Here is a 13,912-nt window from a genome sequence, read left to right as displayed (position 1 = left end):
TAGAGCATCACCTTGCCAAGGTGAGGGTCGCGAGTTCGAATCTCGTCGTCCGCTCCATGGCCTTGAGGCGCCGGTCTAATCGACCGGCGCCTCAAGGCTTTTATGGCCTCGTGGTCTGCCGTTCTCGCTGATTCCCACTGACATTTGTCATCCGGGCCCATGACAGCCCGCACTACCCGCGCCCCTCGGACGCCGGAAGCCTGGAGACATGCATCTCGGGGACAGTGCGCTGAGCGACAGCGCGATACATGTCACAGAACTTCGACGCAGGTACGGGCGTCCATCAGGACCTTCCTCGGCCCAGGGCTACGAGGCCGTGCGCGGCGTCTCCTTCTCGGTCGAGCACGGCGAGCTGTTCGCGCTGCTGGGCACGAACGGCGCCGGGAAGACCTCCACCGTCGAGCTGCTGGAAGGCCTGGCCGCCCCGACCGGCGGCCAGGTGCGGGTGCTGGGCCGTGACCCGTACCGCGAGCGGGCGGAGGTCCGGCCGCGGATCGGGGTGATGCTGCAGGAGGGCGGCTTCCCGTCCGAGCTGACCGTGAGCGAGACCGTACGGCTGTGGGCCGGCTGCACCAGCGGGGCGCGGCCGGTCGGCGAGGCCCTGGAGCTGGTGGGGCTCGAACGGCGCCGGAACGTACGGGTCAAGATGCTCTCCGGCGGCGAGCGGCGCCGCCTGGACCTGGCGCTCGCGCTGCTCGGCCGCCCGGATGTGCTCTTCCTCGACGAGCCGACGACCGGCCTCGACGCGGAGGGGCGGCGGGAGACCTGGGAGCTGGTGCGCTCGCTGCGCGACCAGGGCACCACGGTGCTGCTGACCACGCACTATCTGGAGGAGGCCGAGGCGCTGGCCGAACGGCTCGCGATCATGCACGAAGGGCGGATCGCCGCCTCCGGACGGGTCGCGGACATCGTGGCCGAGCGGCCCTCGCAGCTCTCCTTCGCGCTCCCGGCCCCCCTCTCCGCCGCCGATCTGCCCTCGCTCGCCCAGCTCGGCGCCGCCGAGCGCGAGACGGACGGGCGGACGGTACGGCTGCGCACCCGCGACCTCCAGCGCACGGCCACCGAGGTGCTGGTGTGGGCGCGGGACAAGGGGCTCGAACTCGGCGGGCTCGACGCCCGGTCGGCGTCGCTGGAAGAGGCATTCCTGCATATCGCCCAGGGCCTGGAGAAGACGGAAACGGCGAAGGGGAACGCCCGATGACCACGACCCACACCACCACGACAGGCGCCACCACGACAGGCGCCACCACGACAGGCGCCACCACCGGCGCCACGGCGGCCGGCGCCACGACGACCGGCGCCCGCACGACCGCGCGCGCCCGCGTCGCCTCCCTCGCCCGCGCCGAACTGACGCTGCTGGTACGGAACAAGGCCGCGCTGACCTATGCCCTGCTGCTGCCCGGTTCGCTCACCCTCAGCATGACCACCTTCACCAGCGAGATCGACCTCGACAAGGTCGGTCTGGACCTGCCCACGCTGGTCCTCCCCGGCTCGATCGGCCTGGCGCTGATCCTCGCCGTCTATATGAACCTCGTGGGCGTCTACGTCATCCGGCGCGAGGAGTTGGTCCTCAAGCGGCTGCGCGCCGGTGAGCTGACCGACCCGGAGATTCTGGCCGGGGCGGCGCTCCCCGCCGTGCTGATGGGGCTGGTCCAGTGCGTGCTGATGGTCGCCGCGGTGGGCCCGGTGCTTGACGCGCCGGTGCCCGAGGCGCCGCTTCTGGCCGTGCTCGGGGTGGCGGCCGGTCTGGTCCTGATGCCCGCGCTGGCCGCCGCGACCGCGGCCTTCACCAAGACCGCGGAGTCCGCGCAGCTCACCCCCATGCCGATGATGCTGGTGTCGATGCTGGCCTCGGGTCTGTTCGTACCGCTCGACGTCATGCCGGACCGGGTGGCGGCGGTGTGCGAATGGGCGCCGCTGACCCCGGTGGTCGCCCTCGTACGGTCCGGGTGGACCGGCGGGATGGGCGTCGGCGAGGCGCTGACGGCCCTGGCCACGGCGGCGGCCTGGACGGCCCTGGCAGGGTGGACCGTACGCCGGCGGTTCCCGTGGGAGCCGCGGCGCTGACCGGTCTTGAGGGCTCGAGGGGGAGGGCGGGGTTCGTGATACGCCGATGGAAGCGGCGCAGCCGCCAGGTGCGCGTGGAGCTGTTCACGCGCTGGACGCTGTACGCGCTGCCCTGGATCATGCTGCTCGCCATGGCGGGTCCGCTGCCCGACAGACTGCGGTCGGAGGCACCGGCGAACGGGCTGGCCTGGGGGCAGTTCGGCCTGGCGGTGGTCCAGAACGTGCTCGCGATTCCGCTGCTGCGGAGGGGGATCGAACATCGGCTGCGCGAGCGCGTGGCGCCTCGGGGGCTGTTGGCGCTCGCCGGGGCGATGATGGCGGCAGGGCAGTGCGCGGGGGTGGCGCTGCTGATCGTGGACGGGGCGTCGGAAGGCTCGGCGTTCATGTCGGCGGCGACCATGAACACGCTGCCGTTCTCCCTCTCGTGCCCCCTGCTGCTGTCCGTCCGCGCCTTCACCCTGGTGCACGCGGGAATCGCCGCGGCGACGCTCGCGGCGCTGTCCGTCGCGCAGGCGAGCGTCTTCCTGTCGGTGTCCTCCCCCCTGGCGGTGCTCCTCATGGCCGCCCTGTCCGCGTTCTCGGTCCGCAGCTCGATATGGATCCTGGAAGTGATGTGGGAGCTGGACGCCGGCCGCGAGGTGCAGGCGCGGCTCGCGGTGGCGGAGGAGCGGCTGCGGTTCGGCCGCGATCTGCACGATGTGATGGGCCGGAACCTGGCGGTGATCGCGCTCAAGGGCGAGCTCGCGGTGCAACTGGCGCGGCGCGGACGGCCGGAGGCCGCCGAGCAGATGGTGGAGGTGCAGCGGATCGCGCAGGAGTCGCAGCGGGAGATCCGGGACGTGGTGCGCGGCTATCGGGAGGCGGATCTTCAAGTGGAGCTGGCCGGAGCGCGGTCGGTGCTGCGGGCGGCCAAGGTCGACTGCCGTATCGACTACCGGATCCCGAACGAGGGCGACGCCGAAGGCGAAGGCGCACAGCCCGCTTCGGCGGTGCGGTCGGCGCTGGCGTGGGTGGTGCGCGAGGGCACGACCAATGTGCTGCGCCATGCGGAGGCGGCCCGCTGCACAGTACGGGTGCAGGTGGGGCGGGCGGCGGACGGGGGCCGTACGGCGGTGCTGGTCATGGAGAACGACGGGGTGCCGGAGGCCGAGCCACGCGTGCCCGGTACGTCGAACGGTACGTCGGGCAACGGTACGTCGGGCAACGGGCTCAAGGGGCTGCGGGAGCGGCTGGCGCCGCTGGGCGGCACGCTGTGGTCGGGCCCCGGGGAGGGCGGTACGTACCGGCTGCGGGCCGAACTCCCGCTGGCGGGACACGAGAGGCCCGAGACGATCAACAGGCATGAGGGGGCCGGCGTATGAGCGGGACGTCCGCGATCCGGGTGCTGCTCGCGGATGACGAGCATCTGATCCGGGGCGCCCTCGCCGCCCTGTTGTCCCTCGAAGAGGATCTGCTGGTGGTCGCGGAGGCCGCGACCGGTCCCGAGGCGCTGGCGATGGCCCGGGCGCACCGGCCCGATGTGGCGGTGCTGGATCTGGAGATGCCGGGGGCTGATGGGGTGTCGGTGGCGGCCTCCCTGCGGTCGGAGTTGCCCGGCTGCCGGTCCATGATCGTGACCAGCCATGGCCGTCCGGGCCATCTCAAACGGGCGCTGGAGGCCGGGGCACGGGGCTTTCTGCCCAAGACCGCGTCGGCGCAGCGGCTCGCCGAGATCATCCGTACGGTGCACGGCGGCAACCGCTATATCGACCCCGAGCTGGCGGCCGACGCGATCAGCGCCGGTGACTCCCCGCTGACCGCGCGGGAGGCGGAGCTGCTTGAGCTGGCGGCGGACGGCGCGTCCATCGCGGAGATCGCCCAGCGGGCCGCGCTGTCGCAGGGGACGGTCCGCAACTATCTGTCCTCGGCCGCGTCCAAGATCCCGGCCGAGAACCGCCACGCGGCGGCCCGGATGGCACGCGAGCGCGGCTGGATCTAGCGACTCGATCCAAGCGACTTGAGCTAAGCGACTTGAGCTAAGCGACTTGATCTAGCCGACTGCCTCGCACAGGATCCGGGCCAGTTCCTGGGGCTGGGAGAACATCGGCCAGTGGCCGGTGTCCATCTCGACCAGCCGCCACCGCTCGCTCTTCAGCAGCTCGACCACGTCGTCACTCGGCTGGGGCCAGTCGAGCAGGCACTTGATGTACGTCGTCGGCAGCTCGCCGAGCGGGCGCGACAGCTGGGCCGGTTCGATCAGCGAGGCGCCCGGGTGCGGGGTCGCGCGGTCGACGAAGTGGGCGATCTGCTCGTCGGTGAGGTCCTGACCGGCGAAGTCGGCCGCGGGGGGCACCGCCCAGAAGCCGCCGTTCCCAGCGATCTCGGTCGCCTCCCGCCCGTCAGCCCAGCCGGAGACGAACGACTCCCCGTCGGTCGGCACATTGGAGTCGACGAACACCACATGAGCCAGCCGGTCGCCGATCCGCTCGGCGGCCTGGCCGACCGGGGTGCCCGAGTAGCTGTGGCCGACCAGCACGACATCGCGCAGATCGAGACGCTCGACCTCGGCGACGATGTCCGCCACATGCGTCTGCTGCCCGGCCGGCACACCCCGCTTCTCGGCCACGCCCGACAGCGTCAACGGATGGGCGCCATGCCCGGCCGCACGTAGCCCCGGCACCACCTCGTCCCACGCCCAAGAGCCCAGCCACGCACCCGCCACCAGTACGAATTCAGCCATGCGGGGAAACGTAGCGCAGGGGTACGACAGTCCGCAGCCCGACCACCAAATCGCACACACATTCGGTCGACCGGTTACCCTGGATCCATGCCCCCGTACCTCCAGGGCTCGCTCTTCGACCAGGCCGACGACATCCGTCTCGGCCCGCTGGCCGATATGCGCAGAACGGCGCTCGGCGACGGGGCCTGGATCGATCTGCTGCCCGGGTGGCTGAGCGGGGCGGACGCCCTGTTCACCCGCCTCGCCGACGAGGTGCCCTGGCGGGCGGAGCGGCGGCATATGTACGACCAGGTCGTGGACGTACCGCGGCTGCTCGCCTTCTACGGCGCCGACGACCCGCTGCCGCACCCCGTCCTGGACGAGGCGCGGACCACACTCTCATCGCACTACGCCACCGAACTGGGCGAACCGTTCACCACCGCCGGGCTCTGCTACTACCGGGACGGCCGGGACAGCGTGGCCTGGCACGGCGACCGGATCGGCCGGGGCGCCCGCGAGGACACCATGGTCGCGATCCTGTCCGTGGGCGCCCCGCGCGACCTCGTGCTGCGCCCGCGCCGCGGCGGGGCCGGCGTGCGGCAGCCGCTCGGGCACGGCGATCTGATCGTGATGGGCGGCTCCTGCCAGCGGACCTGGGAGCATGCGATCCCCAAGAGCACCCGGGCCACGGGGCCGCGGATCAGCGTCCAGTTCCGGCCGCACAACGTCGCCTGATGGCGGGAACCGGGCCCGCGCGGGGAACGAGGTAGTTCCCTCGTCTCGGGTTTGGTTATAGTGGAGGCGCGCCGGACGGAATCCGTCCCGAATCCGGACGGAAGTGACCGGCGCATGCGGACGTAGCTCAGTTGGTAGAGCGCAACCTTGCCAAGGTTGAGGTCGCGAGTTCGAGCCTCGTCGTCCGCTCTTAGAACGAAAGCCCTGGCCACATCGGCCAGGGCTTTCGCCGTATCGGTACGACCGGCCGTCAGGACCAGCGGGTGCCGGTCAGGCGCTCGTACGCCTCCACGTACTTCGCCCGCGTCCGCTCCACGATCTCCTCCGGCAGCGGGGGCGGCGGCTGCTCGCTGTGCCGGTCCCAGCCGGAGGCCGGGGAGGTCAGCCAGTCGCGGACGAACTGCTTGTCGAACGACGGCTGCGGGCGCCCCGGCTGCCACTGGTCGGCGGGCCAGAAGCGGGAGGAGTCGGGGGTCAGCACCTCGTCGGCGAGGACCAGCTCATGCCCGTCCGCGCCGCCCTCGGCCGGCGCATGGCCGAACTCGAACTTGGTGTCGGCGAGGATGATCCCCCGGTCGCGCGCGATATCGCGGCCCCGGTTGTAGACCGCGAGGGTGGCCTGGCGCAGCTGGGTGGCGGTCTCGGTGCCGACCCGGCGGGCCACCTCCTCGTACGGCACGTTCTCGTCGTGCTCGCCGACCTCGGCCTTGGTGGCCGGGGTGAAGATCGGGGAGGGTAGCTCGGAGCCGTCGGCCAGGCCCTCGGGCAGGGCGATCCCGCAGACCGTACGGCTCTCCCGGTACTCGGCCAGGCCCGAGCCGGTCAGATAGCCGCGCGCCACGCACTCCACCGGGAGCATGCTCAGCGACTGGCACACCAGCGTGCGGCCCGCCCAGTCGGCGGGGGCGCCCTCCGGCACCTCGGTGGACAGCACGTGGTTGGGCACGACGTCGATCAGCTGGTCGAACCACCACAGGGAGAGCTGGGTGAGCACCCTGCCCTTGTCGGGGATCTCGGTCGGCAGTACCCAGTCGTAGGCCGACACCCGGTCGCTGGCGACCATGACGAGGTCGCCCTTCTCGTTCCGGTAGAGGTCGCGCACCTTGCCTGTGTGCAGATGCACAAGGCCTGGCACCTCCACCGGCTCGGGCTTCTCCACGAATCCGGACACGGTTCCTCCTGGTGGGTTTGTCCAAGACCCCCACGATTCTGCCCCACGCCCCACCGCCCGGCCGAAGCGGGGCGCACCGGGCGTGGCCTGGGCCTTCAGCCCCGTTTGCAGATGCGGTCCAGGAGGTTGGCGGTGGCCCGCTGCACCCGTACGTCGGTGTGGCCGGGCCGGTCGAGCGCCGGGGTCCAGGCGAAGGTGCCGGAGGCGAAGACGAGGGCGCCGCTGGGAGCCCGGTACAGCGAGGTGTCCTGGTGCCGGAGGGCCCCCTCGGCGTCCCGGTACGGGGAGTGGGCGAGCAGGATCCGGCGCAGATGCGCGGGCAGGCAGGTGCGCGGGAAGTAGCGGTCGGCCTCGCCCGCGACCAGGCCGGGCAGCTCGTCGCCCTCGTCGGCACCGGTCGCCTCCCACAGCCAGTGGCTCGCGTTGCGCACGATCAGCGGGGCCGGCTCGGGGACCGGGCCCACGTACTGAATGCCCAGCAGCTGCTGCTCGGGCGTCGTCTCCCGCCACAGCGCCGAGCGGCCGGGGCCGCGGCGCTTATGGCAGGTCAGCAGGCGGTCCGGACCGGAGGGCGAGGGCACGAGGCCGACCTGCCAGTACATGGTGTTGGCGGAGAGGAAGACCAGCGAGGTGCCGCCGTCGCGGGCCTCCTCGACGGTGCGCCGCAGCGGGGCCGACCAGTACTCGTCATGGCCGGGGAAGACCAGGCCGCGGTAGCGGGTCGGATCGATACGGCCCGCGTGCAGATCGCGGGTCTCGGCGTACGCGAGGTCGTAGCCCATCCGCTCGGCGAAGCGGATGAAATCGTACGCGTGGCCCACGTGCAGCGGCAGCCCGGCGCCCGCGTACGGCCGGTCGAAGGAGACCGTGACCGCCGCCCGCGACTCGCCGAGCAGCCGGCCGCGCTCGTCCCACGCGTGGTACAGGCTGGCGCCGGTCCGGCCGTCCTCCGGGTAGAGGTTGTACGCCTGCCAGGTGATGTCCGGGAGGACGAGGAGCAGATCGGCGGGGTGGGTGTCGTGGACGGTGAAGGGGATGTGGTTGCGGTAGCCGTCGGCGGTGGTCAGCACGGCGACATACGCGCCGGGGTTCCAGTACGAGGGGATCTGGAGCCGCCAGGACAGCCACCAGTGGTGGCAGGAGACAGTGCGGTCGGCGGCGAGCGGGGGCGGCTGGACGATACCGGCCAGCCGCGGGCTGCTGGTCATCTTGGCGGCGCCGTCGCCGCCGTAGTGGCCGATGCGGTAGACGTCCACGCTGAACTGCTGGGGCGGGTCGACGGTGACCCGGAAGTCGATGGACTCGCCGGGGGCGGCGGCGGAGGCCGAGGTGAAGCCCTTGATCTGGCGGTGCACGTCGTCGGCGGTCCGGGTGGAGGGGATATGACCGGGCCCGGGGTCGGCGGCCTCGGTGGCCCCCGTGGCCGGGTCGTGGTCCACGTACCACGGCACCAGGCGGCCCGTCTCGCTGAAGCAGGTCTGCCTGCCCCGCAGCCAGGGCAGCGGGCCCTGGCCGAAAGGGTCCGTCACCGCGTGTGCGAGCGCTCCCGACTCCCAGCGCCTGACCGGTTCCGTGGCGTCCACGACTGGCTCCCCTCCCTGCCTTCCCTGCCTCCCCTGGCGGCGTATCGCCGCCAGCCCCAGCACATCACATTACGCACTCAATCCATCACTGATCGTCGCGAATTTGCCGAACCCAGACCCAGGGCGTTCACACCCGACTGTCATCCGGGCGGACCTTGATTGCAGACCTCGATCAACGCGCTGAGCTGCGAGATCGCGCGGGCGTCGGCGCCCGCCGTCACACCAGCCGGACCGGCTTCTCCGGCCGTACGCCCACCTCGCCGAGCCAGGCGCGCAGCGGCTCGGCATCCCCGTCCTCGACCAGGCTCAACACCGGATTCGCCAGATCGGCCCGCCGCCGCCCGCCGAACATCAGCGTGGGCCCGTCCAGCCAGTCGAGCCCCGGCGCCGCGCCCGCGGTGTCTATGGCGGCGCAGCACACCATGGCCGTGACATGGTCGGCCAGCAGCTCCCGGCCGGTACGGGGCGGCTGAAGCGGGAAGAGCGGCGCGAAGCCGTCGATCCACGGGTCACCGCCCCCGGGCCCGGCCCCCGGGTCCGCAAGGCCGCCGGCCTGGCCGGTCGCCCGGGTGGCCGCCTGGTGGGCGGCCTCCTCGCGGGCCACGTCCGCGCCGAGCCGGACCGCGACCTCCTCGCCGAGCTGCCCCGTCGGGGCAAGGCCTGGGGCGGCGGTGAGCCGGTCCATGACGCGGGCGAGGGTGGGCGCGGCGGGCCCGGGCTCCGGGCCCTGGTCACCCGTCGCCTCATGGGGCGCCGCACGGCCGGTAGTGGGTCCACTGTGGCGAGCCTGCTCATCGAGCACACGGTGCAGACGAGCGGCCTCCACGCGCCATTTGCGGTCCACGACCTCCTCCGGATACTCGCCCCAGTCGACCGGCGCCCAGTCCGGGCCGGGCTCGCTCGGGCCGCCGTGGAACAGCCGGGCGGCCAGCAGGGACGTCGCCTCGTCGATCAGCCCCGGCTCCTCCAGCAGATCGCAGGCGGGCCGCTCGCTGAGCCGGGAGGCGAACCCCTCGGCCAGCCGGTCGCGCCGGGAGAGCTCGGTGAGGGCCGCGACCACGCCCGCGTCCAGCCGGGCCGGCCAGCGGCCCATCCGCCACGCGGGCAGCGCGACCCTGGTCAGCAGCCGGTCCCACCCCGCGTACGCCAGGCCGACCTGCTCCTGGGCCACGATCCGCAGGCCGTAGTCGACGGTCTGGGCGCGCTCGGAGGCGGCCGCGGCGACGGCCCGCTCCATCTCGGCGGCGTGGTCCCGGCAGCCGCGCAGCAGCAGCCGGGCGATCCAGCCGAGGAACGCGAGGGCGGGGCGGCGAACCGCCCGGCCGAGCGCGGCGACAGGGGCCGTACGGCCGGCATCCCCGGCCTTGCCCACGCTCCCGGAGCCGCGGGCGACGGCGACGGCGGCGTCCAGGCCACGGACGAAGCGGCGGGCGGCCGCTATGTCCGGGTGTACGGAAGGGCCGGTGCCCGCGACGACGGGCGCGAGCAGGGCGCGCAGCTCGGCGACCCGCATCCACCACAGGAACGGCGAGCCGATGACCAGCACAGGGGCCTGCGGACCCCGCCGCTCGCCTCTTCCCACCACCGAAGCACCGGCGGGCGCGCTGCCCATGCCACCGCTGCTCTTGGGGCCGCCGCTGTTCTTGGGGCCGCCGCTCTTGGCGCCGTGCGCCCGATGCGTACGGTCCTCCAGCCAGCTGTCGCAGTCCGGGGTGAGCGCTATGGCGGACGGGGCGGGCACCTCCAGCCGATCGGCCAGGTCGCGGATCAGGCGGTAGAGGTCCGGGGCCGTCTCCTCGGCGATGGGCACGGTGGGGCTGAGCGCCGGTCTGGCCCGGACCACCACGGCGGCCACGGCCGCCGCCAGCAGCAGGACCACCACGGCCCCGCCGACCACCGCCCAGCGGACGGCGGTCCACTCCTCGCCATGAGAGCCGCCGAGCCGCCCCGTGGCCCCGCCGACCAGCAGTACGGCGGCGACCGCCGCCGGGAGAAGCGCGACCGCGAGCGCGGTGCTCCGGATCCGCAGCACCGCGAGAGCACGAGCACGCGCTGAAAGCGCGCCTGCTTCCGGACCTGCCACGGTTCCATCACCCCCTGCTGTCCAGCCATGAATGAGCGGACGACGGTGGTGTTGTGCCCTTACTCCCCCCACTGTCGCACCGGCCGCCCGCGCCGCAACGCCGGTGGGCCAGTTGCCGCCCCGCGCCTGAGCGGCACACTAGTTGGGGGTCCGCGCATGCGTCAGCAGGTTGCCGGGAGGGCTCACCCGATGGAATGGCCTTGGCCAGAACCGGGAACTTCTCGAGGAACCTTCTGGACGCCTACAGGTCGCCCTCGACCCGTTCTCGACCGAGCCTCAAGGCCCTCACGAGCCTCAGGCCGACGCCACCCCGGACCCGGCGTCCTCCGCCGCCTTGGCGGCGATGTCCGAGCGGTGGTGGGAGCCGTCCAGGCCGATCCGGGCGACCGCGCGGTACGCCCGTTCGCGCGCCTTGACCAGGTCGGAGCCGGTCGCGGTCACGGACAGCACCCGGCCACCCGCGCTCACCACGTCACCCGACGCAACGTCCCGCTTGGTGCCCGCGTGCAGGACGTACGCCTTGGGCGCGTCCTGCTCCGCCACCTCTGCCAGACCGGTGATCGCATCACCCGTACGGGGCGTCCCCGGATAGTTGTGCGAGGCGACCACGACGGTCACCGCCGCGCCATCACTCCAGCGCAGCGGCGCCAGCGAGTCGAGCCGGCCGGTCGCGGCGGCCAGCAGCACACCGGCCAGCGGGGTCTTCAGCCGGGCCAGCACCACCTGGGTCTCCGGGTCGCCGAAGCGCGCGTTGAACTCGATCACCCGCACCCCGCGCGAGGTGATCGCCAGCCCCGCGTACAGCAGCCCCGAGAACGGCGTCCCCCGGCGGCGCAGCTCGTCCACGGTCGGCTGCAACACGGTCGCCAGCACCTCGTCGACCAGCTTGGGGTCCGCCCACGGCAGCGGGGAGTACGCACCCATGCCGCCCGTGTTCGGACCCTCGTCGCCGTCGTAGGCGCGCTTGAAGTCCTGAGCGGGCTGCAGCGGCACGACCGTCTCGCCGTCCGTGACGGCGAACAGCGACACCTCCGGGCCGTCCAGATACTCCTCGATCACCACCCGCCCGCACGCCAGCGCATGCTCGCGGGCGGCGTCGAGATCGCTGGTCACGACGACGCCCTTACCGGCCGCCAGCCCGTCGTCCTTGACGACGTACGGCGCGCCGAAGGCGTCCAGCGCCTCGTCGATCTCCGCCTCGTCCGTACAGACGTAAGCGCGCGCGGTGGGCACGCCGGCCGCCGCCATCACATCCTTCGCGAACGCCTTCGACCCCTCCAGCTGCGCCGCGTCGGCGGACGGCCCGAACACCGGGATCCTCCGCTCCCGCACCACATCCGCCACCCCCGCCACCAGCGGAGCCTCCGGGCCGACCACCACCAGCTCCGCCTCCAGCGAGGCGGCCAGCTCGGCGACGGCCGCGCCGTCGAGGGCGTCGACCGTATGCAGCTCGGCGACCTCCGCGATGCCGGCGTTGCCTGGCGCGCAGTGCAGAGCCGTGACGTCGGGGTCGAGGGACAGTGCGCGGCACAGGGCGTGTTCGCGGGCGCCGCTGCCGATGACGAGGACCTTCACGGTGTGCAGCCTATTGCCTCGCCGCCGGCCCCCCGCGCCCCGGGGCCCGGCCGCGCCCTGTCGGCGGGCCGGGCGGGTGTGATCAGACCCAGTTCACAGCTCGCCGGAGCGGACGCCGTTGCGGAAGGCGTCCCACTCCTCGGCGGTGTAGCGGAGGGCTGGGAAGGCGGGGTTCTTCGAGTCGCGGATGGCGACGCCACCGCCGGGGAGATCGGTGATCTCTATGCAGCCATTGCCGCCGTCGCTGAACGACGATTTGCGCCACGGCGCCGCGCTCAGATCTATGGCGTAGAGGTCGTCCTTGCGGCCGGTGGCACTCACGCGGTGTTCCTCTCCAGCAGGTCCCTTATGGTCTCCCCGGAATCATCCACCGAAAGCGCCGCCGCGACGATACGTTCGAATGCGGTCTCGAAGAGCTTCACATCCTCCGTTCCCTCCACGAAGTCGCCGCCTCGGATGTTCTCCAGGTAAGCCACGGTCGGCCATGGCTGCGGGAAGCGCACCACGTGGAAGAGTCCCAGCATCCCGGGGTGTGGGGTGGCGGTCAGCGGCATGACCTGAATGGTGATGTTCGGCAGCTCAATCATGTCCAGCAGGTGCCGCAGTTGCTCCCGCATAAGGGATGGGTGCGCGGCGAACCGCTGATGCAGCGCGGCCTCATGGATGACTGCCCACAGCTTTATCGGCCTGTCCAGCCGGGTGAGGATGGCCTGCCGCGTCTTGCGGACCTCGGCGAGGGCCATGACCTCTTCCGTGGTGTGGGTGATGCCGGTCGCAGCGATGATCTCCCGTGCGTACGCGCCGGTCTGCAGCAGGCCGGGGATCAGGCCCGGCGTGTAGATGTAGGTGCTCTCGGCATCGGACTCAAGCGTCAGGTAGTCCTTGTACGCCAGAGGCACCACATCACCGTACGCCCGCCACCACCCCTGCTTCCCGGCGTCGCGCGCCAGATCAATCAGCGCGGAGACGACTCCCGGGTCCGTCACGTCGTACAGCTTCAGGAGCTTCGCCACGTACTGCGGAGGCATCCGCGCCTTGGCGTTCTCAATACGGGACATCTTGCTCTCGTCCCAGCCCATCGCCTCACCGGCGACGGCCATGCTCATCCCTGCTTCACGACGGTATTTCCGCAGAGCCTCACCGAGGCGACGCCTCCGCAGAGTTGGTACAGCTCGTGAATTCGGCATGGTGTCTATTTCCCCTCCAAGGTGCGCCAGACGGCGACTTGGGTGCAGCTTGGCATGGCTCAGGTTCGCAAGTCGATAGAACACTTTTTCTTCTTCATGCGAATTAGAGCTCCAAGCTTGCCGAGTACGTCGCGACCAGGGCATTCTTCCTGCACGCCACGAGCAAACTGATGCCGCTGGAGCTGCCATGCCTGCGCCGCTGAACCCCCAACTCCCCACCCCCGGCCCGGTCATCAGCAGCGCCATAGCGTCCGGAACCGGCCACCCCTCGTACAGCCAAACCCTCCCCTGCGAACCCGAATCCGCCCGCCACGCCCGCCTCCTCGTCCGCACCGCCTGCGACACCTGGCACCTGCCCGGCCTCGCCGACCGCGCCGAGCTGGTGATCTCGGAGCTGGTGAGCAACTCGGTGCAGCACAGCGGCAGTCGTGCCATGCGCGTGACCGTCTCCCACCCGGCGCCCGACCGAGTCCGGTTGTCCGTCGTCGACCGGTCCCACGCCAAACCCGCCGCCCGCACCGCCTCCGAGGACGACGAGCACGGCCGTGGCCTGGCTCTCGTCGAGGCGGTCTGCGACCGCTGGGGCACGGATCCGCTCCGCTGGGGCAAGCGGGTCTGGGCGGAGTGCGCCCTGGAGGCGCCCGACCTCACACCACACGCGAAGGACACTGCTTGATGAGCAGGGGCGCTCCGCTTCGCTACGCCTGCGCCTATGCGCCGTCTCGCGGTATTCGGCTCGGGCGGGTGCGGGTTTCGTCTCGGACCCTGCGGGTCCAAAGCGCCGGCAGCGGGAAGGAAGAGGGCGGCCGACCC

At 72.0% G+C, this 13,912-nt stretch carries 13 protein-coding genes and 1 tRNA gene; 7 read left to right on the top strand and 7 right to left on the bottom strand.

What is annotated here, in order from left to right; all coding sequences use genetic code 11:
- The first annotated feature begins 208 nt into the window (after positions 1 to 208).
- The 4 genes from ACWDSL_RS46605 to ACWDSL_RS46590 are packed head-to-tail and all read left to right on the top strand — an operon-like array spanning position 209 to position 4,045.
- A complete protein-coding gene (locus tag ACWDSL_RS46605; protein ID WP_450494955.1) occupies positions 209 to 1,201 on the top strand; it encodes an ABC transporter ATP-binding protein in 993 nt (330 codons plus the stop codon).
- A complete protein-coding gene (locus tag ACWDSL_RS46600) occupies positions 1,198 to 2,067 on the top strand; it encodes an ABC transporter permease (RefSeq protein WP_450494954.1) in 870 nt (289 codons plus the stop codon). Before ACWDSL_RS46605 ends, ACWDSL_RS46600 begins: the two co-directional genes overlap by 4 nt.
- Positions 2,068 to 2,102: 35 nt before the next feature.
- Entirely contained in the window at positions 2,103 to 3,428 is a 1,326-nt protein-coding gene (locus ACWDSL_RS46595; protein WP_450494953.1) for a sensor histidine kinase, read from the top strand.
- Complete coding sequence (locus tag ACWDSL_RS46590; RefSeq protein WP_450494951.1) at positions 3,425 to 4,045, top strand: response regulator; 621 nt, start codon at positions 3,425 to 3,427, stop codon at positions 4,043 to 4,045. The genes ACWDSL_RS46595 and ACWDSL_RS46590 overlap by 4 nt, the downstream gene beginning before the upstream one ends.
- Positions 4,046 to 4,096: 51 nt before the next feature.
- On the opposite strand, the gene ACWDSL_RS46585 is transcribed toward ACWDSL_RS46590, so the two are convergent.
- Entirely contained in the window at positions 4,097 to 4,786 is a 690-nt protein-coding gene (locus ACWDSL_RS46585; RefSeq protein ID WP_450494949.1) for an alpha/beta fold hydrolase, read from the bottom strand.
- A gap of 87 nt (positions 4,787 to 4,873) precedes the next feature.
- Between ACWDSL_RS46585 and ACWDSL_RS46580 the strand changes: the two genes are divergently transcribed.
- A complete protein-coding gene (locus ACWDSL_RS46580) occupies positions 4,874 to 5,500 on the top strand; it encodes an alpha-ketoglutarate-dependent dioxygenase AlkB (RefSeq protein ID WP_450494948.1) in 627 nt (208 codons plus the stop codon).
- A 116-nt stretch (positions 5,501 to 5,616) separates the two neighbouring features.
- Positions 5,617 to 5,689: transfer RNA gene (locus tag ACWDSL_RS46575), tRNA-Gly, on the top strand.
- A gap of 61 nt (positions 5,690 to 5,750) precedes the next feature.
- On the opposite strand, the gene ACWDSL_RS46570 is transcribed toward ACWDSL_RS46575, so the two are convergent.
- From ACWDSL_RS46570 to ACWDSL_RS46545, 6 genes are all read right to left on the bottom strand, one after another.
- Positions 5,751 to 6,671 (bottom strand): phosphoribosylaminoimidazolesuccinocarboxamide synthase, encoded by a 921-nt coding sequence (locus ACWDSL_RS46570; RefSeq protein WP_450494946.1) that lies wholly within the window; start codon positions 6,669 to 6,671, stop codon positions 5,751 to 5,753.
- Between the two features lie 95 nt (positions 6,672 to 6,766).
- On the bottom strand, positions 6,767 to 8,254 hold the full coding sequence (locus ACWDSL_RS46565) for a N,N-dimethylformamidase beta subunit family domain-containing protein (RefSeq protein ID WP_450494944.1): 1,488 nt from the start codon (positions 8,252 to 8,254) through the stop codon (positions 6,767 to 6,769).
- A gap of 217 nt (positions 8,255 to 8,471) precedes the next feature.
- A complete protein-coding gene (locus ACWDSL_RS46560; protein WP_450494943.1) occupies positions 8,472 to 10,286 on the bottom strand; it encodes a hypothetical protein in 1,815 nt (604 codons plus the stop codon).
- Between the two features lie 345 nt (positions 10,287 to 10,631).
- Positions 10,632 to 11,912, bottom strand: a complete 1,281-nt coding sequence (purD, locus tag ACWDSL_RS46555; protein ID WP_450494942.1) for a phosphoribosylamine--glycine ligase — start codon at positions 11,910 to 11,912, stop codon at positions 10,632 to 10,634.
- A gap of 93 nt (positions 11,913 to 12,005) precedes the next feature.
- The gene (locus ACWDSL_RS46550) at positions 12,006 to 12,233 is read right to left on the bottom strand and encodes a DUF397 domain-containing protein (protein WP_450494940.1); all 228 of its coding nucleotides are present in this window, start codon (positions 12,231 to 12,233) and stop codon (positions 12,006 to 12,008) included.
- The gene (locus ACWDSL_RS46545; protein WP_450494939.1) at positions 12,230 to 13,183 is read right to left on the bottom strand and encodes a helix-turn-helix domain-containing protein; all 954 of its coding nucleotides are present in this window, start codon (positions 13,181 to 13,183) and stop codon (positions 12,230 to 12,232) included. The genes ACWDSL_RS46550 and ACWDSL_RS46545 overlap by 4 nt, the downstream gene beginning before the upstream one ends.
- Before the next feature lie 103 nt (positions 13,184 to 13,286).
- On the opposite strand from ACWDSL_RS46545, the gene ACWDSL_RS46540 reads away from it, so the two are divergent.
- Positions 13,287 to 13,775: an ATP-binding protein gene (locus ACWDSL_RS46540; RefSeq protein WP_450494937.1), complete on the top strand. Its 489-nt coding sequence runs from the start codon at positions 13,287 to 13,289 to the stop codon at positions 13,773 to 13,775.
- Positions 13,776 to 13,912 lie beyond the last annotated feature (137 nt).

It is taken from the genome of Streptomyces sp. NPDC000941, assembly GCF_053599555.1.
The sequence above is the reverse complement of the archived record's forward strand: the minus strand, read 5'-3'. Positions and strand labels throughout refer to the sequence as shown.

Excerpts from the sequence above, each read along its gene's own strand:
- ACWDSL_RS46605 (WP_450494955.1), top strand. The coding sequence starts at position 209 with ATGCATCTCGGGGACAGTGCGCTGAGCGACAGCGCGATACATGTCACA.
- ACWDSL_RS46540 (WP_450494937.1), top strand. The coding sequence starts at position 13,287 with ATGCCTGCGCCGCTGAACCCCCAACTCCCCACCCCCGGCCCGGTCATC.
- ACWDSL_RS46590 (WP_450494951.1), top strand. The coding sequence starts at position 3,425 with ATGAGCGGGACGTCCGCGATCCGGGTGCTGCTCGCGGATGACGAGCAT.
- ACWDSL_RS46585 (WP_450494949.1), bottom strand. The coding sequence starts at position 4,786 with ATGGCTGAATTCGTACTGGTGGCGGGTGCGTGGCTGGGCTCTTGGGCG.
- ACWDSL_RS46600 (WP_450494954.1), top strand. The coding sequence starts at position 1,198 with ATGACCACGACCCACACCACCACGACAGGCGCCACCACGACAGGCGCC.
- ACWDSL_RS46580 (WP_450494948.1), top strand. The coding sequence starts at position 4,874 with ATGCCCCCGTACCTCCAGGGCTCGCTCTTCGACCAGGCCGACGACATC.